At 62.8% G+C, this 26591-nt stretch carries 14 protein-coding genes; 8 read left to right on the top strand and 6 right to left on the bottom strand.

Features of this window, described 5'->3' with window-relative positions; translation table 11 throughout:
- The first annotated feature begins 23 nt into the window (after window positions 1-23).
- From AB7M25_RS09025 to AB7M25_RS09010, 4 genes are read left to right on the top strand one after another with little or no spacing between them, the layout of a single operon-like run.
- Entirely contained in the window at window positions 24-950 is a 927-nt protein-coding gene (locus AB7M25_RS09025) for a metal ABC transporter substrate-binding protein (protein ID WP_429389126.1), read from the top strand.
- Entirely contained in the window at window positions 947-1810 is an 864-nt protein-coding gene (locus AB7M25_RS09020) for a metal ABC transporter ATP-binding protein (RefSeq protein WP_429389128.1), read from the top strand. Before AB7M25_RS09025 ends, AB7M25_RS09020 begins: the two co-directional genes overlap by 4 nt.
- The gene (locus tag AB7M25_RS09015) at window positions 1810-2709 is read left to right on the top strand and encodes a metal ABC transporter permease (RefSeq protein ID WP_428605125.1); all 900 of its coding nucleotides are present in this window, start codon (window positions 1810-1812) and stop codon (window positions 2707-2709) included. The genes AB7M25_RS09020 and AB7M25_RS09015 overlap by 1 nt, the downstream gene beginning before the upstream one ends.
- Window positions 2710-3612, top strand: coding sequence for a metal ABC transporter substrate-binding protein (locus tag AB7M25_RS09010; RefSeq protein WP_429389130.1), 903 nt, complete (start codon window positions 2710-2712; stop codon window positions 3610-3612).
- 189 nt (window positions 3613-3801) lie between these two features.
- On the opposite strand, the gene AB7M25_RS09005 is transcribed toward AB7M25_RS09010, so the two are convergent.
- The 4 genes from AB7M25_RS09005 to AB7M25_RS08990 form a co-directional block, all read right to left on the bottom strand.
- Window positions 3802-4029: an MbtH family protein gene (locus tag AB7M25_RS09005; RefSeq protein ID WP_429389132.1), complete on the bottom strand. Its 228-nt coding sequence runs from the start codon at window positions 4027-4029 to the stop codon at window positions 3802-3804.
- 81 nt (window positions 4030-4110) lie between these two features.
- Window positions 4111-5511 (bottom strand): aspartate aminotransferase family protein, encoded by a 1401-nt coding sequence (locus AB7M25_RS09000; protein WP_429389133.1) that lies wholly within the window; start codon window positions 5509-5511, stop codon window positions 4111-4113.
- 199 nt (window positions 5512-5710) lie between these two features.
- Complete coding sequence (locus AB7M25_RS08995) at window positions 5711-7036, bottom strand: ATP-binding protein (protein WP_007973431.1); 1326 nt, start codon at window positions 7034-7036, stop codon at window positions 5711-5713.
- The gene (locus tag AB7M25_RS08990; protein ID WP_008020398.1) at window positions 7033-7713 is read right to left on the bottom strand and encodes a response regulator; all 681 of its coding nucleotides are present in this window, start codon (window positions 7711-7713) and stop codon (window positions 7033-7035) included. The genes AB7M25_RS08995 and AB7M25_RS08990 overlap by 4 nt, the downstream gene beginning before the upstream one ends.
- Before the next feature lie 316 nt (window positions 7714-8029).
- On the opposite strand from AB7M25_RS08990, the gene AB7M25_RS08985 reads away from it, so the two are divergent.
- The 4 genes from AB7M25_RS08985 to dsbG all read left to right on the top strand — a co-directional run bounded on the left by AB7M25_RS08985 (window position 8030) and on the right by dsbG (window position 12200).
- Entirely contained in the window at window positions 8030-8770 is a 741-nt protein-coding gene (locus AB7M25_RS08985) for a hypothetical protein (RefSeq protein WP_454237177.1), read from the top strand.
- A gap of 96 nt (window positions 8771-8866) precedes the next feature.
- Entirely contained in the window at window positions 8867-10603 is a 1737-nt protein-coding gene (dsbD, locus tag AB7M25_RS08980) for a protein-disulfide reductase DsbD (protein WP_429389139.1), read from the top strand.
- Entirely contained in the window at window positions 10603-11457 is an 855-nt protein-coding gene (locus AB7M25_RS08975) for a TlpA family protein disulfide reductase (protein ID WP_429389141.1), read from the top strand. The genes dsbD and AB7M25_RS08975 overlap by 1 nt, the downstream gene beginning before the upstream one ends.
- Window positions 11433-12200 (top strand): thiol:disulfide interchange protein DsbG, encoded by a 768-nt coding sequence (dsbG, locus tag AB7M25_RS08970; protein WP_102700840.1) that lies wholly within the window; start codon window positions 11433-11435, stop codon window positions 12198-12200. Before AB7M25_RS08975 ends, dsbG begins: the two co-directional genes overlap by 25 nt.
- A 147-nt stretch (window positions 12201-12347) precedes the next feature.
- On the opposite strand, the gene AB7M25_RS08965 is transcribed toward dsbG, so the two are convergent.
- Together AB7M25_RS08965 and AB7M25_RS08960 are read right to left on the bottom strand one after the other, a co-directional pair.
- Complete coding sequence (locus tag AB7M25_RS08965) at window positions 12348-13160, bottom strand: alpha/beta fold hydrolase (protein WP_429389143.1); 813 nt, start codon at window positions 13158-13160, stop codon at window positions 12348-12350.
- Between the two features lie 205 nt (window positions 13161-13365).
- Entirely contained in the window at window positions 13366-26364 is a 12999-nt protein-coding gene (locus tag AB7M25_RS08960; protein WP_454237176.1) for a non-ribosomal peptide synthetase, read from the bottom strand.
- Between the last annotated feature and the right edge of the window lie 227 nt (window positions 26365-26591).

Raw genomic sequence — 26591 nt, 5'->3', positions numbered from 1 at the left:
CCCCGAGAGAAGACCGCTTTCCCATGCCCATTTCATCTCAACGTTCTATCTTGCGCGTGCTGCTGATCGGCCTGCTGGCCTGCCTGCTGCCATCCCTCGCCAATGCCGACGCAGCCAAGCGTCTGCGCATCGGCATCACCCTGCACCCTTATTACAGCTACGTGGCGAACATCGTCGGCGACAAGGCCGAAGTGGTGCCGCTGATTCCGGCCGGTTTCAACCCCCATGCCTACGAACCCCGCGCCGAAGACATCAAGCGCATCAGCGGGCTGGACGTGATCGTGCTCAACGGCGTAGGCCATGATGATTTCGCCGACCGCATGATCGCCGCCAGCGAAACCCCGAACGTGCCGGTGATCGAAGCCAATGAAAACGTGCCGCTGCTCGCCGCCACCGGTGTTGCCGCCCGCGGTGCCGGCAAGGTGGTGAACCCGCATACCTTCCTGTCGATCAGCGCCTCGATCGCCCAGGTCAACAACATCGCCCGGGAGCTGGGCAAGCTCGATCCGGTCAATGCCAAAACCTACACCGAGAACGCCCGCGCCTACGGTAAGCGCCTGCGCAAGATGCGCGCCGATGCCCTGGCCAAACTGACCCAGGCGCCGAACGCCGAGTTGCGCGTGGCCACGGTGCACGCCGCCTACGACTACCTGCTGCGCGAATTCGGTCTGGAAGTGACCGCCGTGGTCGAGCCGGCCCACGGCATCGAGCCGAGCCCGAGCCAGTTGAAAAAGACCATCGACCAACTGCGTGAACTGGACGTGAAGGTGATCTTCTCGGAGATGGATTTTCCCTCCACTTACGTCGACACCATCCAGCGCGAATCCGGCGTGAAGCTGTATCCGTTGTCGCATATCTCCTACGGCGAGTACGCCGCCGACAAGTACGAAAAGGAAATGACCGGCAACCTGGACACCGTGGTGCGGGCGATTCAGGAGTCAGGGGTATGACTGCCAAGGAGATCATCAGTGCACAAAACCCCGTTCCAAGCGACTCCGAATCCATTGTGGGAGCGGGCTTGCTCGCGAAGGCGGTGGATCAATCAGCATCATTGCCAAATGACACACCGCATTCGCGAGCAAGCCCGCTCCCACAGGTTCCCGGCCCGACCCTGGATTTTTCCGACATCAGCCTGACCCTCGGACGCACGACGATCCTCGACAAGGTGACCTTCCAGGTCCGTCCCGGCAGCGTGCATGCGCTGGTCGGCCCCAACGGCGGCGGCAAGAGTTCGTTGATCAAGACCCTGCTCGGGCAAATGCCGCATCAGGGCCGCTTGAACCTGCAGTGGTCGGCCGAGCCGGGGACCATTGGCTATGTGCCACAGGCGCTGGAGTTCGACCGGGGCTTGCCGATGACCGTCGACGATTTCATGGCTGCCATGTGCCAGCGTCGCCCGGCCTTTCTCGGTTTGAGCAAACATTACGCGGCGGCGATTGGCGAGGCCCTTGAACGGGTCGGTATGCAGGACAAGCGCAAGCGCCGCATGGGCGCATTGTCCGGCGGCGAACGCCAGCGTGTATTGCTGGCCCAGGGGCTGATCCCATCTCCGCAATTGCTGGTGCTCGACGAGCCGATGTCAGCCCTCGATGAGGCCGGGATCCGGGTGTTCGAACGCCTGCTCGGCGACTGGCGAGCGGCGGGCATCACCGTGCTGTGGATCGAGCACGACCTGGAAGCGGTCGGGCGCCTGGCCGATCACGTCACCGGCCTCAATCGCCGCGTGCTGTTCGACACCACGCCGCAACAGGCACTGACGCCGGAGCGCCTGCTGACGTTATTCTCGACTCACCCACGGAGCCTTGCCTGATGAGTTACGAAGCTTTTCGCCTGATGGTCCAGGGTTGGGCATCGTCGGGTTATCTACCCGAGGCGCTGGCCTATGGGTTTGTGGTCAATGCACTGCTCGCCGGCCTGTTGATCGGCCCGGTGCTGGGCGGCCTGGGTACGCTGGTGGTGGTCAAGCGCTTCGCGTTTTTCTCCGAAGCCGTCGGCCATGCCGCATTAACCGGCGTGGCCATCGGCATTTTGCTCGGCGAACCCTACACCGGTCCCTACGGCAGCCTGTTCGGCTACTGCCTGCTGTTCGGCATTCTGCTCAACTATCTGCGCAACCGCACCGGCCTGGCGCCGGACACCTTGATCGGCGTGTTCCTCTCGGTGTCGCTCGCCCTGGGCGCCAGCCTGTTGTTGATTCTGGCGGGCAAGATCAACGTGCACATCCTGGAAAACGTGCTGTTCGGTTCGGTGCTGACGGTCAACGGCAATGACTTGCTGGTGCTGGCCATCGTCGGTGCGCTGGTGATGGCCCTGGCTTTGCCCTTGTACAACCGCATCATGCTCGCCAGCTTCAATCCGCAACTGGCGGCCGTGCGCGGGGTGGCGGTGAAAGCCCTGGATTATCTGTTCGTGATTCTGGTGACGCTGATCACCGTCGCCGCGGTGAAGGTCATCGGTGCGATTCTGGTCGGCGCGCTGCTGGTGATTCCGGCAGCGGCGGCGCGTTTGCTCAGCCAATCGCTGAAGGGCTTTTTCTGGTGTTCGGTGCTGATCGCCACCGTCAGCACGCTGTGCGGGATTCTCGCGCCGATCGTCTTCGACCTGCCGATTCCGTCCGGCGCCGCGATCATCCTCGTGGCCGGTATCGCCTTCGCCCTGGCCGCCATTGCGCGCGGCATCGTCCCCAGCCTGAAAGGGAACCTTGGATAAATGATTGTTTCTCTGCGCCAACTGACCCTCGCGGTGGCCCTGTGCGGGCTGACCGCCACGACCTTCGCCGCAAACGACGGCAAACCGCTGCGTGTGCTGGCCTCTTTGCCGATTACTTATGGTCTCGGTGAAGTGCTGCTCAAAGGCACCGATGTCAGCCTCGAACGTGCCGCGCCGGCCAATCTGCCCGGCAGCCGCCAGACCGCCTACTTCACCGGCCGAGGTGCCCCGGCGCTGGCCCGACTGGCGAAGGATGCCGATGCGGTGATCGGCCTGCGCTCACTCTGGCCGGATGACCCGCTGTACCCGATCTCCCGGCGCAGCAATATCCGTATCGTCGAAGTCGATGCCGCCCGCCCGGTGGACGGCGCCCTGCCCGGCATCGCCGTGCAGCCGGGCAACAGGGTCGACGGCCTCAACAGCCAGCCGTGGTTTTCCAGCAACAACATGGGTCGCATGGCCGACGTGATGGCGGCGGACCTGGTACGCCTGGCCCCCGAGGCCAAGCCGAAAATCGATGCCAACCTGGCAGCCCTCAAGCAACGCTTGCTCAAGCTCAGTGCCGACAGCGAAGCGCGGCTGGCGACGGCCGATAACCTCAGTGTGATGAGCCTCAGCGATCATTTCGGCTACCTGATCGGTGGGCTCAATCTGGAGTTGATCGGCCAGGACGCACGCCCCGATGCCGAGTGGACAGCCGATGCGCTCAAGCAGTTGGGCACAACGCTCAAGGACAACGATGTGGCGGTGGTGTTGCATCACCGGCAGCCATCGGATGCTGTGAAAGCGATGATTGCCGAATCGGGTAGCCGGTTGGTGGTGTTGAGCACCGATGCCGGAGATCCGGTGGCGGAGCTGGAGGGGAATGTGGATCTGGTCATCAAGGGGTTGGGCGGCGCGTAATCCTGTAGGAGCTGGCTTGCCAGCGATGGACGTTAACGATGACGAGTACTTGGTGGATGAACGTGGTGCCTATGAGTCCATCGCTGGCAAGCCAGCTCCTACAGGTTCTGCGGTGTGCACAAATTTGCTGTAGACCTGAAAAAGCCCGCTGACCTTACCGGCTCAGCGGGCTCTTTTATGCGCGACGACTCAGTGCGCCACAACCGCCGGCTCATCCATCTTCTGGCGCAGGCTCAACGGACGCATGTCGGTCCAGGTCTCTTCGATATAGGCCAGACATTCCTTTTTCAGCCCGCTTTTGCCCACGGTGCGCCACCCCTGCGGCACGGCTTTGTAATCGGGCCAGATCGAGTATTGCTCTTCATGGTTGACCACGACCTGAAAGAGGATGTCCTCGCGGTCGAATACTGAAGTCATGCTGTCTCTCCATCGATATTGGGCGGGCTGCGCCCTGTGCGCAGCCGTTATGTAGAAGTAACGTTGCGTGGCGCGAAAAATTTACTGATCGCCGGTGGCAGCAGCCAGGGCCCGGCCGAAAATCCCGGCCACCTGATCGATTTCCGCAGCGCTGATCACCAGTGGCGGCAGGAAGCGCACCACCGCGCCATGACGGCCACCGAGTTCCAGGATCAAGCCACGCTTGAGGCATTCGCGCTGTACCAAGGGTGCCAGGCGGGCGAAGGCCGGGGGGTGACCCTGGGCATCCAGCGCGCCCGTCGGATCGACCAGTTCGACACCGAGCATCAAGCCACGCCCACGAATATCTCCCAGTTGCGGGAAGTCCCGTTGCAGGATGCGCAGGTGCTCGGCCAGGCGCTCGCCCATGGCGGCGGCATGCTCGCAGACCTTGTGTTCGACCAGATAACGCATCACTGCGGAACCGGCGGCCATGGCCATCTGATTGCCACGGAAGGTCCCGGCGTGGGCGCCCGGCAGCCAGGTGTCGAGCCACTCACGGTAGACCACCACCGCCAACGGCAGGCTGCCGCCGATGGCCTTGGACATCACCACGACATCGGGAATGATCCCGGCGTGCTCGAAGGCAAACATCTTGCCGGTACGGGCGAATCCGCTCTGGATTTCATCGACGATCAGGGCGACGCCGGCCTTTTCGGTGATCCGCCGCACACCGCGCAACCAGTCCAGGTCGGCCGGGATCACCCCACCCTCGCCCTGCACCACTTCCACGATTACCGCCGCCGGCAATTGCACGCCGGCCTCGGGGTCGTTGAGCAAGTTTTCCAGATAACTCAGGTTGGCTTTCACCCCTTGCGTACCGCCCAGCCCGAACGGGCAGCGGTAATCGTAAGGGTACGGCATGAACTGCACGCCGCTGCCGAGCAAGGCGCCCAGCGGCTTCTTCGGCCCGAGGCTGCCCATCAGGCTCAACGCGCCCTGGCTCATGCCGTGATATCCGCCCTGGAACGAGATCACGGTGCTGCGGCCGGTGGCGGTACGCACCAGCTTCAGGGCGGCTTCCACGGCGTCGGTGCCCGTAGGACCGCAGAACTGGATCTTCGCTTCAGCGGCCAGGGCAGGCGGCAGCAGTCCGAACAAGTCCTGGACGAACTGATCCTTGACCGGGGTGGTCAGGTCCAGGGTGTGCAGCGGTAGTTCATCGGTCAGCACTTGCTGGATGGCCTGGATCACCACCGGGTGGTTGTGCCCCAGGGCCAGGGTCCCGGCACCGGCCAGGCAGTCGATGAACGTGCGGCCTTCGACGTCTTCGACGTAAATACCCTTGGCGCGCTTGAGCGCCAGGGGGATGCGTCGCGGATAGCTGCGGGCGTTGGATTCCTGCTGGCTCTGGCGGACCAGCAATGGCGATTCATTGAATTGATAAAGCGTCTCGGCGGACGTCGCCGGCTGATCTTCGATAAGGCTGGTAGCGACTGACATCTCTCGACCCCTCAATACGGTTTTCCTGTTCTGGAAACGCATCAACGCTTGAGGGATTTAGGCGGTAACACGGAAACCTTTGTAGGAGCGAGCTCTGCTCGCGATGGACTCAAGAACACCGCGTGCATTCAGAAAGCACGCGTTATCGTTATCGACCATCGCGAGCAAGCTCGCTCCTACAGGGGTTTTGTGGTGTTTTTCAGACCGGTTGCAGCGGCATCGTCAGCTCGACCCGCAAACCGTCCGGTCGGCTATCGAATTGCAGTGTACAACCGCAACGCTGAACGATGGCCTGGACAATCGCCAGCCCCAGGCCACAACCCGTGCTCTGGCCGTTGCGCCAGAAGCGTTGGGTCAAGTGCTGCAAATCCTCTTCGGCAATCCCCGGCCCATGGTCGCGCACCACGAACTGCACACGATTGCCGGTGGTTTCCAGGCTCAACTCCACCGCTTTGTCGGCGGGAGTGTGGCGCAGTGCGTTGTCGAGCAAGTTGCGCAGCGCGGCGATCGACAGCACGGCGGGCATTTGTACTGGCGCAGCGGAGACCTTGCCCGGCGCCTGAAACCTGATGCGCTGGCGATCACCGCTCGCCGCATCCTGGATCGCCAGTTTTGCCACTTGCTCGGCGTTGCACTGCACACCGTCGTCAAACGACAGGCTGCCCTCGACTCGCGCCAGCAACAGCAATTGCTCGAGGGTGCGATGCATGCGATCCGCCCCTTCTTCGGCACGCGCCAGGGATTGGTCCCGGGCGCTACCGTCGGTCATGCGCGCCACTTGCAGATGGGTCTTGATGGCGGTCAGCGGGCTGCGCAACTCGTGGGCCGCGTCACCGGTCAGGCGACGTTCGCGCTCGATGGTCTTGCCGATGCGCTGGAGCAACTGGTTCTGGGTTTCCAGCAAGGGTTGCAGCTCGCTGGGCAATGGCTGGATCTGCAAGGGTTCCAGGGAGTCGGCGCTGCGGCGCATCAAGGCGTCGCGCATGCGGTTGAGCGGCGCCAGCCCCTGGCCGATGCCCAGCCAGAGCAGGCACAGGCAACCGAGCAGCGCCACGCCCACCGGTACCGAAGCGGCCAGCAGGATCGACATGTTCAACGCCTCACGCTCAATCTGCCGGTCGGCGGTGGTGATGCGCAGATCGCCCCGGGCCAGTGTGAAACTGCGCCACGGCGCGCCGTCGATCATCTGATCGTGAAAACCCAGCTTCTCGGCCTCCAGAGTCTGCTGCGGATCGGTGTGGCTGCGGGCCAGGATTTCACCGCGCAGCGAGCTGACCTGGCACGCCATGCCACCCGGTATGTTCAGTTGTTCGGCGCTGAAGTGGGTGCCCTCGCCCTTGCTCGGCACGGGCGGCAGTTGCTCCATCAGGCCGGCGACCATGCGTGCCGACGCCACCAGGCGCTGGTCGAGGGAAAACATCATTTGATTGCGCAAATCGCTGAGCATCCAGGCCGCGGCCAGGGCCCAAATCAAGGCAAATGCGGCGCCGAGCGTCAGGCTCAGGCGCAAACGCAGACTCATCACTTCGATTCTTCTCCGCCATCAGCCGGCCCCAGGCGATAGCCCAGGCCGCGCACGGTCTCGACAATGCCATTGCCGAGCTTGCGCCGCAGGTGATGGATATGGACGTTGAGGGCGTTGCTTTCCAGCTCGTCGTTGAAACCGTAGACGCTGTCCTTCAGTTGCTCGGTGGACAGCACCCGGCCACGGTTATGCAACAAGGCTTGCAGCAGCGACTGCTCACGACGCGAGAGGTCCACCGGCTGACCGGCGAGCGTGGTTTCGCGGCTGCTCGGGTCGTAGGTCAGGGCGCCGTGTTCGATCAGGTTGACGCTGCGCCCCGCCACCCGTCGCAACAGCGTGTGCAGGCGCGCAGCGAGTTCGCGCAGGTCGAAGGGTTTGAGCAGGTAATCATCGGCACCGGCTTGCAGGCCATCGACGCGGTCGGTGACCGAATCCCGCGCGGTGAGGATCAAAACCGGCAACTCCAGGCCCTGATGGCGCAACTGCTGCAGCAGCTTGAGGCCGTCTTCGTCCGGCAGCCCGAGGTCGAGCACCATGACATCGAACTCCGCCACCTTGAGCATCGCCCGGGCGGCGGACGCCGTGGCCACGTGTTCCACGGTCAGGCCCTGGGCGGTCAGGCCGGCGACGATGCCACTGGCGATCAGTTCATCGTCTTCGCAAACCAGTACGTGCATGACAGCTCCATGGGTAAAAACATGAGTCAAACAGCGGTGGATTAAGGTGCAATTATGACAAGGGCATTGGCTGACGAACAGCATGGGGAGATTTCGATCAAGCCCAGCCCTGGATGACAGCGTATTTCTTGACCCTTCAAATTTGGCAGTACTGCCCAAAACTTATCTAACGGCGTTATTTAAAGAGAAAACAAACAGCCATCAAATACACATTTAAACCCTCTTCAAAACAAGCTAGCTTCACGCCTGCCAAGATAAGAACATCCATAAAACTTTAACCACTTCAAAACCCCAAACATCTGAAAGGAATCAGACTATGTCAAAACCAAAAGAGTTTATTGCCGTTGATTGGCGCTCCGGAAAAGACCGCTTCTATTTCTTCTTCAAAGAAAGCAACACATACACTCGATTTGATATTGGCGACAACAAAGTCCCTGACGATTATCCCGCCGAAGTCAAGCCCAGCAATTGGGACAGTTTTCACTCCAACGCCAAGAACCTGCGGTTCGGGTTCACCACTACCAATCTGCTGAGTGAAAGCCAGTGGAGCATCGACGAAGACTTCCTGTGGCTTTTCTATTACGAAGGCCATACACCAATGGTTTGTAAATACGATCAAGACGATGACAAGGTCATAAGGAATTACCGCGTTGCAGATTCAGAATGGCGCAAGATACTTCCCTATTTCGATCGCATCGTCGCCGGCACATGGTGGCGTACTTATGCCCCGGAAAATAGCGGGACGTTTCGTTTTCTCATGAACGATGGTAATTCACTGCTGCTGGATTGGAATCTACCGCAGCGCCCCCCGCATTTTAACGAGGGGATACACGAGTTGAAAATTGAACCCATCACCGATGCGACCTGGCCTGGTCTGGAACCTTACAAACATCGGTTCATGACGGCCGTACAACACGATCGGACGCTTGCCGACAGTTATCTCTATATCTTCCTGACTGATAACGAATACATCACCTACAACATTCAAGAAAACAAAGTCGAATACGGCCCATACGAAGTCAACGACGTCACCTGGCCAGGACTGTTACGCGACTGAGCTGCAGGGCCAATGGCGGAACTGCGCGGCGGTTAATCATCGGTTAATCGCCACCGCACATTGTGCACCTCACCTGCACTGAGCCAAGGTTTTTCCATGCGTCGACTGTTTTTATTTTTTGTTCTCTTGATCTCGGGTCTGGCCCAGGCGGGAACCAATCCGTTCGAAACCAAACCTGAATTTCTTCCGGTCGGCAAAGCCTTCATTTTTACTTCCGAACGCCTGGAATCCGGTGAAACCCAGCTGTTCTGGCAGATTGCCGACGGCTATTACCTGTATCAGAAGCGCCTGAAATTCGATGGCCTGCCGGAACAGCACAAACCCGTGCTACCGGAGGGCGAGGCCCACAGCGACGAGTTTTTTGGTGAGCAACAGGTTTATCGACAAGGCCTGGAACTGAAAATCCCTGCCGGGGCCAGTGGCCAGATCAAGGTAGGCTTCCAGGGCTGTGCGGATGCCGGTTTGTGTTATCCACCGCAAACCCAGATCGTGGACCTGGGCGACAGTGCCATAGTTAATTCAGCCACCGAAGCGCCAGATCAGGCCTTGGCCAGCGACCTGCAACAACGGGCGCTGGGCTGGAGCCTGCTGGTGTTCTTCGGTCTGGGCCTGCTGCTGGCCTTCACCCCCTGTTCATTGCCGATGCTGCCGATTCTGGCGGGGTTGATCGTCGGCAGCGGCGCCACGCCCAAGCGCGGTTTCGCCCTGGCCGGCAGTTACGTGGTCAGCATGGCGTTGGTGTATGCGGCGATGGGTGTCCTGGCCGCCTCCCTGGGGGCGAACCTGCAAGCCTGGTTGCAAAACCCCTGGCTGCTGGGCAGCTTCGCGGCGATTTTCGTGTTGCTGGCGCTGCCGATGTTCGGCTACTTCGAGCTGCAACTGCCGGTAGCCGTGCGTGATCGCCTGGAAAACGTCTCGCGCAATCAACGCGGCGGCAGCCTGATCGGCGCCGGGGTGCTGGGCGCCCTGTCCGGACTGCTGGTCGGGCCCTGCATGACCGCACCACTGGCCGGCGCCCTGCTCTACATCGCGCAAAGCGGTAACGCGTTGCATGGCGGGTTGATTCTGTTTGCCATGGGCATCGGCATCGGCGTACCGCTGCTGTTGCTGGTGACCGTGGGCAATCGCTTCATGCCCAAGCCGGGCGCCTGGATGAACCTGGTCAAGGGCATTTTCGGCTTTCTGTTCCTCGCCACTGCGTTGCTGATGCTGCGCCCGGTGCTGGACGAATCCCTGTGGGTCGGCTTGTGCGGTGCACTGCTGTTGATCACGGCGTACAGTGCCTGGAAACAGTCGGCGGGTTTCGGCCGCATTGCCCACCTGTTTGGCGCCAGTTCATTGCTGCTCGGTTTGTGGGGGGGCCTGCTGGTAATCGGGGCGGCCGGTGGCAGTGACGATCCGTTCAAGCCGTTGCAGGTTTTCCGCGCCTCGAACCAGGCGGTGGCCGCCGTGCCGGTTGGCCACGATGCCTTCACCACCATCAAGGATCCGCAGGCATTGCAACGGGAGCTCGACGCCGCGCGGGCGCAGGGCCAGTGGGTGCTGCTGGACTACTACGCTGACTGGTGTGTGTCGTGCAAGGTCATGGAAAAACAGGTCTTCGGCAACACCAGTGTCCTGCAAGCCTTGAGCGATGTGCGCTTGCTCCGCCTGGACGTCACCGCCGACAATGCCGCCAGCCGCGAGTTGCTCGGCCGTTACAAAGTGCCAGGGCCACCGAGCCTGCTGTGGATTGGCGCTGACGGTGAAGAACGGCGCAGCCAGCGCATCACCGGCGAGGTCGATGCCGACACTTTCCTGCAACGCTGGATTACCACCCGAGACGCCCGTTAATGCTGACCTTCACCCTCGGCACCTTTGCCATCGCGCTCAATCACCTGCTGCTGATCAGTGCGCTGGCGCTGGCCACTTTTGTCGGCTGGCGGGTGGCCAAGCGTGGCGGAGAAAACCCCGAGTCCGCGCTGTTCAGCCTGTTCCTGCTGGGCATGCTGGCGGCCCGGATCAGTTTCGTGGCGGTCTATTGGGCGCACTACCGCAATGATCCGTGGCAGATCATCGACCTGCGCGATGGCGGTTTTCTCGCCTGGCCGGGGGTGATTGTCGTGCTGCTCGCCACGCTGTATCGCGGCTGGCGTCGCCCGGGTCTGCGCCGCCCGTTGGGCTTTGGCGCGGCCAGCGGCCTGGCATTCTGGATGCTGGCAACGTTCTCCCTGTCGATTTATGAACATGGCACACGCCTGCCGGAAATCGCCCTGCGCAACGCCGCCGGCGAAACCGTGCAACTGGCCGACTACAAGGGCGGCCCGCTGGTCATCAATCTCTGGGCCACCTGGTGCCCGCCGTGCCGCCGGGAAATGCCGGTGCTGGAAAGCGCCCAGCAACAACGTCCGGACCTGACGTTCCTGTTCGTCAATCAGGCGGAAAGCATGCAAAGCGTCGCGACCTTTCTGGAGACCCAGGGCCTGAGCCTGTCCAACGTGCTGTTCGACGGCGGCGGGCGACTGGGCCAGGCCGTCGGTTCCATGGCATTGCCGACTACGCTGTTCTACAGCCCCGAAGGTCGCCTGCTGGGTAGCCATCTGGGTGAGCTGTCAAACGCCAGCCTGGCTCGCGCACTGGAAAACTTCGACACCGTTCCCGCCACCTCTTCAAGGAAACTGCCATGCCCCGCCTCCGCCACCTGCTGACCCTGAGCCTCGGTGCTGCCCTGCTGCACCTGCCATCGGTGCAGGCCGAAGAGTTGCCCGATGCGATCAGGAAAATCGAGGCCAAGGGCGCGAAAATCGTCGGCCAGTTCGACGCCCCTGACGGCTTGCGCGGGTATGCCGCGCAATACCAGGGCCGCGGCATGGCGCTGTACCTGACCCCGGATGGCAAACACGTGTTGCTGGGCAACCTGTATGACGCCGAGGGTAACGACCTGAGCAGCGCGCCATTGCAGAAACTGGTGTATGCGCCGATGGCCAAGGAAGTCTGGGCCAAGTTCGAAACCAGCAACTGGATCGGCGACGGCAAGAAGGATGCGCCGCGCGTGGTGTACCTGTTCAGTGACCCGAACTGTCCGTACTGCAACATGTTCTGGGAACAGGCCCGGCCGTGGGTCAAGGCCGGCAAGGTGCAGTTGCGCCACATCATGGTGGGCATTATCCGCGAGGACAGCCCGGGGAAATCCGCCGCACTGCTTGCCGCCAAAGACCCGGAAAAAGCCCTGCAGGATCACGAAGCCGCCGGCAAGGGCAGCTCGCTCAAGGCCTTGAAGGAAGTGCCGCCAGCGATTCAGGCAAAGTTCGCGGCCAACATGCAATTGATGGAAGAGCTGGAGTTGCAGGCGACCCCGGCGATTTTCTACATGGACGACAAGGGTAATCTGCAACAACAGCAAGGCGCGCCGTCACCGGACAAGCTGGTGAAGATTCTCGGGCCGAAGTAAGTAGCCCGCCGTCGGATTCACGGTGATCACTCTGACGCCATCGCGGGCAAGCCCGCTCCTACAGGAGACTACGGTGTTCACAAAATCTGTGTTCACCACCTGCCCTTGTGGGAGCGGGCTTGCCCGCGATGAGGCCAGCACAACCGACTAAACTCTCTCGGCCAAAAATGCCAGCAGGGTTTCGGTCACGAACTGCGGATTCTCCAGACTGGAAATATGCCCCGCCTCCGGCACCAGTACCCACGGGCAGCCAATCAACTCAGCCATTTCACGGGCTTCCTCCGGCGGACGCGGGATGTCCTGATCACCGCACATCACCAGAGTGCTGGCAGCGTCCAGCTCGCCCAGCCGGTTCATACAGTCATCACGACCAAAGGTAATGCGCCCCATCGGCACGATGCTTTCACGCAGGCGACCAGCGGGCAAGGCAGCCAACGCCGCACGGAAGTTCCGGTACAGCGCTGATTGCGGGTCGATACCGGGGCGAAAGAAGATCGGCACCACGATATCCAGCAGCGCAGGAGTGATGACACCCGCCTCTTCGATCTGCTTCAACAGTGAAAAGTAATACTGGCGAGTCGGCTCAGGTTCAGCACCGACGTAGGTGTCCATCAGCACCAGCCCGTTGATCCGGTGTGCAGCCGATAAGGCCAGGCGCGTTCCCCACATGCCACCGACCGACAAACCGACCAGCGTGACCCGCTCGATGTCCAGATGATCGAGCAGGACCAATGCCTGACGCGCCAGGTCATCCAGCGATACAGTGCCGACAGGCAATGGCCCGGATTGACCGTGCCCCCACAGATCCAAGGCTATCACACGATACTGTTGCGTCAGCGCGGCAATCTGCGGCGCCCACATGCCCTGGTCCCACAGGTAACTGCCGGCCAGCAGTACAGCGGGGCCGGTGCCTTGATCGATGTAGTGAAGGGGTTGTCCGCCTATCGTTACGAAGGGCATCGACTGTCTCCGCGAGCAAAAAGGGAGCCCGAAGACTGAGCGGCTCACGGATCACAGTCAATCGCCAGAATGTATGCGTTTGTACCACCGCCTTCGCGGGCAAGCCCGCTCCCACAGGGTTTCAGGTGTTCATGCATCATGAGTACACCACCGAACCTGTGGGAGCGGGCTTGCCCGCGATGAGGCCGGTACAGCCGCTGGAGATTTACAACCCCTCCAGCTCCGCCATCAGGTCATTCAGGCGGTCCACCTTCTCCTCGGTAATCTCGCTGGCCACCAATCCGTCGATGTACCCGGCCAACGCCTCCACCGTGCTGCACTCGAACATCGCCCGCAACGGCACGTCCCGTTGAAGGGTTTTCTGCACCCGTGAGGCGATCTGCGTGGCCAGCAGCGAATGCCCGCCCAGTTCGAAGAAGTTGTCGCGAACACCCACCTTCTCGACTTTCAGTACCTCAGCCCAAATGTCTGCCAGGGTCTGCTCCAGGTCATTGCGCGGCGCCTGGTAATCCTGGCTCTGCATCTGGCCGATCTCCAGCACCGGCAGGGCCTTGCGGTCCAGTTTGCCGTTGGCGTTCAGCGGCAGCTTGTCCAGCCACAGCCAGTGCAGCGGCACCATGTATTCCGGCAGTTCGGCGCGCAGGCGTTGCTTGATCCGCTCCAATCCCTCGGCCGGACTCAACGCAACCTGCGCCGCGACCAGATAGCCCACCAGATGCTTGCCGTTCACCCCTTCCTGCACACCCACCGCCGCATCGCGGACTTCCGGTTGTTCATGCAGACGAGCCTCGATTTCACCCAGCTCGATGCGGTAGCCGCGAATCTTCACCTGATGATCGATGCGCCCCACGTACTCCAACACGCCATCGCTGCGACGGCGGGCCAGGTCACCGGTGCGATACAGGCGCTCGCCCGGCGCGCCGAACGGGTTCGGCACAAACACCGGAGCCGTGCGCAACGGGTCGCTGACATAACCGCGCCCGACCCCGGTGCCGGCGACGCACAGTTCACCCACGGCACCCAGCGGCACCAGTTCCAGTGCGCCATCGAGCACATACAACCGGTTATTGTCGGTCGGCGTACCGATCGGCAAATAGCTGCCGCGGGTCGAGGCCAGGTCGACACGGAAGAACGCCACGTCGTCCGAGCACTCCGCCGGACCGTAGGCATTCACCAGGCCGATCTGCGGATAACGCAGCAACCATTGATGCGCGAGCTCCGGCGGCATCGCTTCACCGGTCGGCAGCATCCAGCGCAGGCCGTCGAGGCTCATGCGCTCCTGGGCGAGCATGCCCTGGATCAGCGACGGCACGCTTTCCAGCACGGTGATGCCCTGTGCCGCAACATGCGCCAGCAAACCCTGCGGATCGTGGGCGATGGTGTTCGGCACGATGTCCACCCGTGCGCCGAACAATGGCGCGGCGAGGAACTGCCACACGGAAATGTCGAAGCTCTGCGAGGCGGTCTGGGCGATCACGTCGGCGTTGCTCAGGTTCAGGTACGGCACTTTGCTCAATTGGTTATTGAGCATGCCGCGCTGCTCGACCATCACGCCTTTGGGCAACCCGGTGGAACCGGAGGTGTAGATCACATAAGCGAGGTTGTCCGGGCCACTGTAGATGCCTGGGTTGTCCGCCGACAGCGCAAGGGACTGGACCTCCTCCCAGACCAACAGCCGTGGCCGGCTGGCGCAGCCGAACTCGTCGAGCAAAGCCTGCGCCTGTTCACGGCACGCTTGCGTGCACACCAGCAGTGGCGTGCGGCTCAGTTCGATGATCCGGCTCAGACGCTGGCTCGGCAGGCCCGGGTCCAGCGGCAGGTAACCCGCGCCGGCCTTGAAGCTGCCGATGATCATGCCGAGCAAATCGAGGCTGCGTTCGGCCAGCAATGCCACCGGTTGATCGCGCCCGACACCGGCGGCGATCAACCCATGACCGAGGCGGTTACTGCGCTGGTTCAGCTCCGAATAACTGTACTGCCGGTCAAGACAACTGGCGGCAATCCGCTGCGGGTGTCGGGCGACCTGCGTTTCAAACAATGAAACGTAGCTCTGCTCCAGCGGATATTCGTGTTCGCTCTGGTTGCAGCCATGGAGGAGGAAGTCCTGCTCCTCGGCCCCCAACAACGGCAGGTCGGCCATGTCGCCGTGGAAACCTTCCACCAACGCCAGCAGTAATCGCTTGAACTCGCCGAGCATGCGCTCGACCGTAGCTTCATCGAAGTAGCGCTGGTCGTAGGACAGGTGCAAGCCCAGGTCATCACCCGGATAGCACACGGCCGTCAGCGGGAAGTTGGTGTGGGTCCGGCCCGAATCCGAGGTCGCGTTGAGGCTCTGCGCACGGTCCAGCACCGAGACTTCCACTGGTGCGTTTTCGAACACGAACAGGCTGTCGAACAGCGGCTGGCCTTTGGGCAGCTCGCTTTGCTCCTGGATGTTCACCAGTGGCAGGTATTCGTATTCACGCAGTTGCATGTTGCTGTCGAGCAGACCGGTGAGCCACTGGCGCACGCTGCATCGCTGACCGTCCTCGGGCATCTTCACCCGCAGCGCGATGCTGTTGATGAACAGGCCGACGGTGCGCTGCATCTGCGGCATCTCCACCGGACGCCCGGCCACGGTGACGCCGAACAGCACGTCGCGATCACCGCTCAAGCGTCGCAGCACCAGCGCCCACGCCGCCTGGGCGAAGGTGTTGACGGTCAACTGATGGGCCTGGGCCAGTTCGCGCAATTGCGCACCGTCACGGGCATCGAGCCTGGTGTAGCGGTCGCCGACGATCATGCCGCCACTGTCGCCGGCATGTTCACGCAGGAACGGCCGGTCGCTCGGGATCGGCGTGGTCCGCTCAAACCCCAGCAGGTTGGTTTTCCACCATTGCCGCGCTTCGTCCAGGCTCTGGCGTTGCAGCCAGCCAATGTAGTCGCGATAACGCGACACAGGCCCAAGCTGCGCTTCCCGGCCTTCGCCGAGGGCGCTGTAGATCTCGAAGAAATCGTTCATCAGCAGCGAGCGGCACCAGGCATCGATGAGGATGTGGTGGTTGCTCATCATGAACCAGTAGCGCGCCGCGCCGACCCGGATCAGGCGCAAGTGGAACGGCGCCTGGTTGAGCAGATCGAAACCCGCCTCGCGTTCGGTCTTGAGCAAGGTTTGCAGCTTCGGCTCTTGCTCGGCTTCGGCGATATCACGCCAGTCGAGGTACTCGATCGGTGTGCTGCCCGGTTTGTGGATCACCTGCAGCATGTCCGCGCCGACGTTCCAGCAGAACGACGCGCGCAATGCTTCGTGGCGGGCGACGACGGCTTGCCAGGCCTGGGCGAAACGCTGCGGATCCAGCTCGCTGTTGATGCGGTAGCGGTCCTGCATGTAGTACAGGCCGGTGCCCGGCTCCAGCAAGGTGTGCAACAGCATGCCTTCCTGCATCGGGGTCAACGGGTAGACGTCTTCGATAGCGGCGGCCGGGACTGGCAGTGCATCCAGTTGCGTCTGGCTGAGCTGCGCCAGCGGGAAGTCCGACGGCGTCAGGCCGCCGGCGTCGTCGCGCAGGCAATGCTCGATCAGGCTGCTCAACTCACCGAGGTAGGCATCGGCCAACTCGCCGATGGTTGACGGATCGAAGCGTTCGGCGCTGAACGTCCAGCGCAATACCAGTTCACCGCCATACACCTGACTGTCGACGCTGAGCTCGTTGGGCAACGGTGCATGGGCATCGTGGGCCGCGCCGACGGCTTCATCCAGGGGATGGAACAGCGCCTCCGCGCCGAAGCTCTGGTCGAACTGGCCGAGGTAGTTGAAGGTAATCGGTGCCTGCGGCAAGCCCGCCATGCTGTGGCGACTCGGCTCATCGGCGAGGTAACGCAGCACGCCATGACCCAGGCCCTTGTGCGGCACGGCACGCAGCTGTTCCTTGATCGCCTTGATCGAGGCCCCCTGCCCGGCGGCTTCTTCGATGTTCGACGGCGTCAGGCGCAACGGATAGGCACTGGTGAACCAGCCCACCGTGCGGGTCAGGTCGATGTCGTCGAACAACGCTTCGCGGCCGTGGCCTTCCAGTTGAATCAGCGCCGATGGCTGACCGCTCCAGCGGCACAGTACGCGGGCCAAAGCGGTCAACAGCAAGTCGTTGACCTGGGTGCGATAGGCACTTGGCGCCTGCTGCAGCAACTGCCGCGTACGCTCGCTGTCGAGACGCACGCTGACGGTTTGCGCATGACGGTTTTGCCGCCCGCCTTCAGGGTGATCGCAGGGCAGACCGGCACATGGCCCGGCCAGTTGCGCCTGCCACCAGCCCAGCTCTTCGCGCAGGGACTCGCTGCCGGCGTAGGCCTGCAAGCGTCCGGCCCAGTCCTTGAAGGCACTGGTTTTCGCCGGCAGTTTCACCGACTGCCGCGCCTCCAGTTGGCGATACACGGTTTGCAGGTCATCGAGCAGCACCCGCCACGACACACCGTCCACCACCAGGTGGTGAATGGCGATAAACAAGCGTTGCTGGCCTTCAGGGCCATCGACCAGCAACACGCGCAGCAAGGGTCCCTGTTCAAGGTCGAGACTGCGCTGGGCATCGGCGAACAAGGCCGCGCTTTTATCCATCGACGAAACACGCACTTGCCACAACACCGGCGCATCGGAAACCGGCTGGTGCAAGGCCTGCCACTGGCCGGCAACCTTGCCAAAGCGCAGGCGCAAGGCGTCGTGCTGTTCAATCACGGCCAGCAACGCTTGCTCCAGGCGATGAGATTCCAGCACCACCGTCGGTTGCAACAACAACGCCTGGTTCCAGTGTTGGCGTTGCGCGATATCGGTGTCGAAGAACCAGTGCTGGATGGGTGTCAGGCGCGACTCGCCCATGATCAAGCCCTGCTCGGCGCTGACCTGCTCGCTGCGGGTGGCCACGGCGGCGAGGGTCTGCACGGTCTGGTGCTGGAACAGGTCGCGAGGGCTGAAGTGAATGCCCTGCTGCCGCGCCCGGCTGACCACCTGGATCGACAGGATCGAGTCGCCGCCCAGTTCGAAGAAGTTGTCGTTGAGACCGACCTGATCGACGTTCAGCACTTCGCACCAGATCTGCGCCAGCGTGACTTCAAGCTCATTGCTCGGCGCCACGTAGTCTTGGCGATTCAGCTCCGGGTCCGGTGCCGGGAGCGCACGGCGGTCGAGTTTACCGTTGCCGGTCAACGGCATGCTCGCCAGCAGGATCAGGTGCGTGGGCACCATGTAGTCCGGCAGTTGCGATTTCAAATGCGCCTTGAGGGCTTCGCGCAATATCGATTGCTGCGCTTCGCCCTGTTCGGCGACATCCGTCACCAGATAGCCGACCAGTTGCTTGCCGCTCGGTGCGTCAAGCGCCAGCACGACCACCTCACGGACTGAATCATGGTCCAGCAGGCGGGTTTCGATTTCACCGAGCTCGATGCGGAATCCGCGAATCTTCACTTGGTGGTCGATGCGTCCAAGGTATTCCACCAGGCCATCGGCACACTGGCGCACCAGGTCACCGGTGCGGTAGATACGCCCGCCATCGGCGGCAAACGGATCGGCCACAAAGCGCTCCGCTGTCATGCCCGGACGCTGGTGATACCCCTGGGCCAGGCCCGCGCCACCGACGTACAACTCGCCCGTCGCGCCTTGCGGCACCAACGCCAGGTCGGCGTCGAGAATGTAGGCCACGCGGTCGCCGATCACACTGCCGATCGGCACGCTGCCGGCGCCCTCTTCCAGCACTTGCGGAGCAAGGCTGGCCAGCGGCATGACCACGGTCTCGGTCGGGCCGTAGGCGTTGAAGAAGCGGCTCGGCTTGAACGCTGCACGAATACGCGCCAGGTGCTCACCGGTCAGCGCTTCGCCGCCGGTGATGATCATGCGCACCGGCAGGGTCTGTTCCTGGGTCGCCAGCCATTGCGCCAACTGGCTGCCGTAGCTCGGCGTGAAACCGAGTACGTTGATCTGATGACGACGGATCAGGCCGCAGATTTCTTCGGCGTCCCACTGCCCTTGCGCTCGCAACACCACGTGCGCGCCGCTGAGCAGCGGCACGAGCAAACGCTCGGTGGCGGCGTCGAAGTTGATCGAATAGAAGTGCAGTTCACAGTCGTCGGGGCGCATGCCGAAACGCTCGATCACCGCGCGGCAATGCATGGCGATTTCACCGTGGGACACCACCACGCCTTTCGGTTTCCCGGTCGAGCCCGAGGTGTAGATCAGGTAGGCCTGATGCTGCGCCAGACTGATCGACGGCAGCTCGCTGGCCGGGAAATGGGCCAGCGCAGCGGCGTCTTCTTCAAGACACCAGCGGCCGACGGTCGCTGGCAACTCGCCCAGGGCCTTGAACATCGCCGCATCGCTGAGCAGCAGACCGATGCCGCTGTCTTCGATCATGTAGTGCAAGCGGTCCAACGGGTATTCCGGATCCAGCGGCACATAGGCGCCGCCCGCCTTGAGGATCGCCAACAGACCAACCACCATTTCCAGCGAACGCTCAAGTGCCAGGCCCACACGAACCTGCGGTCCGACACCTCGCTCGCGCAGCATCCAGGCCAGGCGGTTGGCGCGGCTATCGAGTTCGGCGTAGCTCAGGGTTTGCCCGGCGAACGTCAGGGCCGGCGCATCCTGGCGCACCAGGGCTTGCTCGGCGAACAGGTGATGGATGCATTGATCCAGCCGATGCTCGCCTGGCTCGACGCCGAGGCTGTCGAGCAGAAGCTGTTGCTCGCCGGACGCCAGTAGCGGCAGTTCACTCAAGCGTTGTTGCGGATCGGCAATCAGCGCTTCCAGCAGATTGCGCCAATGCCCGGCCATGCGGGCGATGCGCGGTTCGTCGAACAGATCGGTGCTGTAGGTCAGGCCGCAACCGAGGCGATGGTCGAGGTCGGTGACTTCCAGGTTGAGATCGAACTTGGTCGCGCGGGCATCGTTGGCCAGGTACTCGACCGTCATGCCGGCCAGGGTGCGGCTTTGCTGAAATTCCCAGCGCTGCACGTTGCACATCACCTGGAACAACGGGTTGTACGCCGCGCTGCGTGGCGGTTGCAGGGCTTCCACCAGATGATCGAACGGCAGGTCCTGATGGGACTGGCCTTCGATCACCGTGTGCCGCACCTGCTCGAACAGCTCGCCGACAGACATCTGCCCGTCGAGCTGGCAGCGCAACACCTGGGTGTTGAGGAATGCACCGATCAGCCCCTCGCTTTCCGGACGAATGCGGTTGGCCACTGGCGCGCCGATGCGCAGATCGGTCTGGCCGCTATAGCGGTACAGCAGGGTCGCCAGTGCGGCGGTCATGGTCATGAACAGGGTCAGGCCGCGCTGTGCATTGAAGGCACGCACCCGTGCCGCGAGCTCGTCGCTCAGGTCAAAGCGATACAGCTCACCCTGATGGCTTTGTACCGGCGGACGCGGACGGTCAGCCGGCAACTCCAGCAGCGGATGTTCATGGCCCAGTTGCGTGGTCCAGTAATCGAGCTGACGCTGACGCTCGCCCGACTCCAGCCACTGACGCTGCCACACGCTGTAATCCAGGTACTGCACCGGCAACGGCGCGAGCGGCGATTCACGGTCGTCGACAAAGGCTTCGTACAGCGCGCTGAGTTCCCGGGCAAAGATGTCCATCGCCCAGCCTTCGGTGACGATGTGGTGCAAGGTCAGAACGAAGTAGTGCTCCTGCTCGGCAGTCTTGACCAGACACCCACGCAGCAGCGGTCCGGTTTCCAGATCAAACGGCTGGTGCGCTTCGTCATCGGCCAGTTGCTGGACCTGCCACTCGCGGCCTTCGGCATCCAGCGCGGTGAAATCCTTCCACGCCATGCGCACGCCGGTCTCCATGTGCACCTGTTGGCGAGCGACGCCGTCAACGCTCGGGAACGTCGTGCGCAGGGTTTCATGGCGCATGATCAAGGCTTGCAGCGCCGCTTCGAAACGCGCGACATCCAGCACGCCGCGTAGCCGCGCCATGCCGCCGACGTTGTAGGCCGGGCTGTCCGGCTCCATCTGCCAGAGGAACCACATGCGCTGCTGAGAATAAGACAGCGGCACCGCCTGGCGGCGATCGATTGTTTCAATCGGCGGCTGTTTGTTGGTGCTGCAGCTGGCCTGGATCAAGCGGACCTGTTCGGCAAATGCGCCCAGCTCGCTGTGTTCGAACAGCGTCCGCAGCGGCAACTCGACGTCACAGGCTTGACGGGTGCGGGAGATGATTTGCGTGGCCAGCAGCGAGTGGCCGCCGAGGGCAAAGAAATCATCGCGCAGGCCGACTGGCGTCAGGCCCAGCACTTCGCGCCAGATACCAGCGATCTGTTGCTCCAGCTCGGTCACGGGCTCGATGTGTTCGCGAACCTGCCACTGCGGTTCCGGCAAGGCGCGACGGTCGAGTTTGCCACTCGGGCCGAGGGGCATTTGGTCCAGACGCATCAGCTGTGCCGGGACCATGTATTCCGGCAGTTGCGCCGTCAGCGCCGCTTTCAGGCGAGTCGTTTGAGCATCGATGGATTCAGCAGTATCGGTCGTGGTGAAGTAACCGATCAGTTGTCCACCCGCCGCCGTTTCGCGCACCAGCACCACCGCTTGGGCGACACCTGCCTGCGCCAGCAGACGGGCTTCGATTTCCTGCGGCTCGACGCGGAAGCCGCGCAGCTTGACCTGCTGATCGAGGCGACCGAGATACTCGATCACGCCATCGCCAGTCCAGCGTGCACGATCACCGGTGTGGTACAGACGCGCGCCGTGCTCGCCCAATGGATCGACGACAAAGCGTTCGGCAGTCAGGCCCGGACGGCCCAGATAGCCACGCGCCAGACCGCTGCCACTGATGCACAACTCACCCGGCACACCGGCCGGCACCGGATTGAGCTCGCTGTCGAGCACGCGGCAGATCACATTGCCCAGTGGCCGGCCAATCGGCGAGCGTTCGCCATCGGCGCTGGAGCATTGCCAATGGGTGACGTTGATCGCGGTTTCGGTCGGACCGTAGCGGTTGTGCAACTGTACGGCCGGCAGTTGCGCCAGCACGCGGTTGCGCAGCTCCGCAGGCAAGGCTTCGCCGCCGGAGAATACGCGGCGCAGGCTGGAGCATTCAGTGCTGAGCGGTTCGTCGATGAACAACGAAAGCAGCGGCGGCACAAAGTGCAGGGTGGTCACGCCGTACGCTTGCACAAGCTGGGCGATGCGATGCGGATCACGGTGTTCGCCGGGGCCGGCAAGCAACAGGCGACTGCCGGTGATCAGCGGCCAGAAGCACTCCCACACCGACACGTCGAAACTGATCGGCGCCTTTTGCATCAGTACGTCGGTTTCGTCCAACTGATAGGTTTGCTGCATCCATTGCAGGCGCTCGGCCAGTGCCGCGTGGGTGTTGCCAACACCCTTGGGTTGACCGGTCGATCCCGAGGTGTAGATCACATAGGCGAGGTTATCGCCTTGCAGATGCAGGCCTGGCGCCTGGCTTGGCCAGCTGTCCAGGTGCAAGGTGTCCATGGCGATCACACTGACGCCCTGGCTGGCCGGCAAGCGATCGAGCAAGCAGGTTTGCGTCAGCAGCAATTCGACACCGCTGTCGCTGAGCATGTAGGACAGGCGCTCGGCCGGGTAGTCCGGATCCAGCGGTACATAGGCACCACCGGCCTTGATGATCGCCAGCAGGCCGATCAGCAGTTGCGGCGAACGCTCGCAGGCAATGGCCACGCAGACGTCCGGGCCGACGCCCTTGTCGCGCAGGTAGTGGGCCAGGCGGTTGGCCTGGGTGTGCAGTCCGGCGAAGTCCAACTGACCGCCGTCCCACAGCAGCGCCGTGCGTTGCGGGGTCAGCCGGGCTTGTTCGTCAAGCCGTTCCGGTAGCCATTGACTGGCCGGAGTGCAGGGTGCTACGGACCAGTTCGCTTGCTGGTTGTGCTCAGTCTCAGTGAGCAGTTGCAGATCGCCGAGGGCCGTTTGCGGACGCTCGCAGACTTCACGCAACAGGTTGGCGTAATGCTGGGCCAGACGCTCGATGGTCGCTACATCGAACAACTCGCTGGCATAGTCGAAGGACAGGCTCAGGCGACCGTTGCGATCCTCTTCACTGTGCAATTGCAGATCGAACTTGGCTTCCCGGCTGTGCCACGGCAGTTCTTCGGCCAGCAACCCGGGCAGGCGCTTCAAGGCACTGAGGTCGCGCTGCTGGTGGTTGAACATGATCTGGAACAAACCCTGTTCACGAGCCTGCGGGAAGGCTTCAAGCAGCTGTTCGAACGGCAAGTCCTGATGCGCTTGCGCACCCAGCGCTGCCTGACGGGTTTGCCCAAGCAGCTCAATGAACGGCAGCCGTGAATCCACCTCGGCGCGCAGCACCTGGGTGTTGATGAAAAAGCCGATCAGGCCCTGCGTTTCCAGGCGCGGACGGTTGGCGTTCGGCACGCCGATGCGGATGTCACGCTGACCGCTGTAGCGATGCAACAAGGCCTGGAACGCAGCGAGCAGCAACATGAAGGAGGTCGATTCGTGGGCCTGGGCGGTCTGGCGAATCCCATCGCTGAGGGTCGCATCCAGACGCAGGGTATGGCGGGCGGCGCTGTGCAGTTGTTGTGCGCAGCGTGGATGATCGGTGGCCAGGCTCAGGGTTGGATGCTCATCGCCCAGACGGGCTTTCCAGTAGGCCAGTTGCCGCTCGCCCTCCCCTTGCGCCAGCCATTGGCGCTGCCAGCTGGCGTAATCGGCGTATTGCGTCGGCAATGGCGCCAGCAGCGCTTGCTGGCCTTGGGAGGCCGCCGCATACAGGCGCGAAAACTCGTCGATCAGCACATTCAGCGACCAGCCATCAGCGATGATGTGGTGCATCGTCACCAACAACTGATGGTCTTCGTCGTCGAGGCGAACCAGCGTCACCCACAGCAGCGGGCCTTTCTCCAGATCGAACCGGGTACGCGCCTCGTCCTCGCGGATTTGCTGCGCACGGGCTTCACGTTCGGCAGCCGGCAGATCGCTGATGTCGATCATTTGCAGGTTGAACTCAGCACCCGCGGTGACCTGCTGCAGGGCCACGCCATCACGCTCGAAAAAGCGCGTGCGCAGGGATTCGTGGCGCTCGATCAACTGCTGGAAACTGGCGCGCAATGCGTCCTCGTCCAGCTCGCCACGCAAGCGCAAGGCACCCGGAATGTTGTAGGCGCTGCTGTGGGGGTCGAGTTGCCAGGTGATCCACAAACGGTTTTGTGCCAGCGATTGCGGCATCGGATGCTGGCGCGACAGCGCCGTGATCGCGCCCTGGGCCAGGCCACCGTCCTGTTGCTGACGGGCCACGGCATCGGCGAATGCGCCAAGGGTCGGGGCTTCGAACAGCAGGCGCAGGTTCAGCTCCAGCCCCAGCGCTTCACGCAGACGCGCCACCACTTGCGTCGCTGCAATGGAGTTGCCACCGAGCAGGAAGAAATGATCGTCGGCGCCCACCCGCCCGACCTGCAATTGCTCGCACCAGATCCGGCCGATCAGGCTTTGCAGTTCAGAGCCCGACTCGACCTGGCTTGCACTTTCGGTGCTGGCCGACGGGAACACCGCGTAGCTGTCGAGGCTGCCGTCCGCCAGTCGACTGCGGCACGCCGAGCGTTGCAATTTGCCGCTGGACGTCTTGGGCAGCGCACCCGGATTGAGCAGCACCACCACGCTCGGTGCTTCCTGATACGCCTCGGCGACGGCCTGGCGAATGGCCTTGATCAGGGATTCGGGTGGCAGGATTTTCTGTACGCTGCGGCTGATTTCGGCGGCGATGCCGATGCCCTCCTGACCATCGACCGTGACGGCAAAGGCAGCAACGCGGCCCTTGCGCACCACTTCCACTTCGCACTCGACGGTCTGTTCGATGTCCTGCGGGTACAGGTTGTGCCCGCGCACAATCAGCATGTCCTTCAGGCGGCCGGTGATGAACAGCTCGCCGTTGCGCATGAAACCCAGGTCACCGGTTCGCAGCCAGGTCTGGCCGGCGTGCCGGACGAACGTCTTGGCTGACGCCTCGGGGTTGCGCCAATAACCGAGGGCGATGCTCGGCCCGCTGGCCCAGACTTCGCCGACGGCGTTGTCGACCTGTTCGCTGAGCGAAACCGGGTCGACGATCAGCACGGCGTGATCCGGCTGGCTGATGCCACAACTCATGATCGGGCTGCCCTCGCCCGCTTCCACCCGGTTCTGCGCCAGGGCCTGATCGTCCACCCGCAGGTTGCCGATGCCTTCGCCGCGCGCGGTGCCGGCCACAAACAAGGTGGCCTCGGCCAGACCGTAAGAGGCCATGAAGCTGTCCGCGGTGAAACCACAGCTCGCGAACTTCTCGGCGAAGCGTTCCAGGGTGTCGAGGCGAATCGGTTCGGAACCGGAATACGCCACGCGCCAGCCACTCAGGTCCAGCCGTTCCAGGGCCGATTCGCTGACCCGCTCGCTGCACAGGCGATAAGCAAAATCCGGCCCGCCGCTGATGGTGCCGCCGTATTCGCTGATCGCTTCCAGCCAGCGCAACGGCCGGCCGAGGAAGTACGCCGGCGACATCAACACGCAAGGCACGCCGCTGAAAATCGGCTGCAGCAAGCCGCCGATCAGGCCCATGTCGTGGTACAGCGGCAGCCAGCTGACGATCACGTCGTCGGGATTGAGGTCGATGCCGAAGCCGTGACGAATCAGCAATTCGTTGGCCACCAGATTGCCGTGGCTGACTTGCACACCCTTGGGCAGCGCGGTGGAGCCGGAGGTGTATTGCAGGAAGGCGATGTGATCGTCCTGCAAATCCGCCGCGACCCAGCGGTCGGCCAGCGCACCGTCGAGGGTGTCGACACACAGCAACGGCGGCGCCCCTTCGATTGGCTGCAATGCATCGCGCAGCCCGGCGCTGGCCAGCAGCAGGCGCGGCTGCGCATCGCTGATGATCGACAGCAGGCGCTCCTGGTGATGACGGCGCGTCGACTCCGGCGGGTAGGCCGGGACCGCGATCACCCCGGCGTACAGGCAACCGAAGAACGCCGCGACGTAATCCGGGCCGCTGGGGAACAACAACACGGCGCGGTCGCCAACATCCGCTTGAGCCTGCAAGGCGCCGGCAATCGTCCGCGCCCGCTGATCCAGCTCGCGATAACTGAGCACCACAACCTGTTCCGGGGTCTCGGCAAGAAAACGCAGGGCCACCCGATCCGGCGTCAGGGCCGCGCGGCGCTGAAGGGCTTGGACCATTGTGCTGGGGAGTTCGAACGCGTCGGTCATGAGGTTTCCTGCCTGATTTCGGCTTGGTAGGAGCGAGCCTGCTCGCGAAAATCCGGAGAACACCGCGGGGTGTCAGGCGCCCATCGTCATCGTTGACGACCATCGCGAGCGAGCTCGCTCCTACGGGGTGATGAGGGTTGCGCTGTGCAATTCACCAATGAGAACGGATGACGTCTTGAAATAATTAGTCGCCAGGTTGCAACGCCAGGCGGGCTGAAGGGAGCGTC

The organism is Pseudomonas sp. AP3_22 TE3818 (genome assembly GCF_053628995.1).
This window is presented reverse-complemented; position numbering and strand designations above follow the sequence as displayed.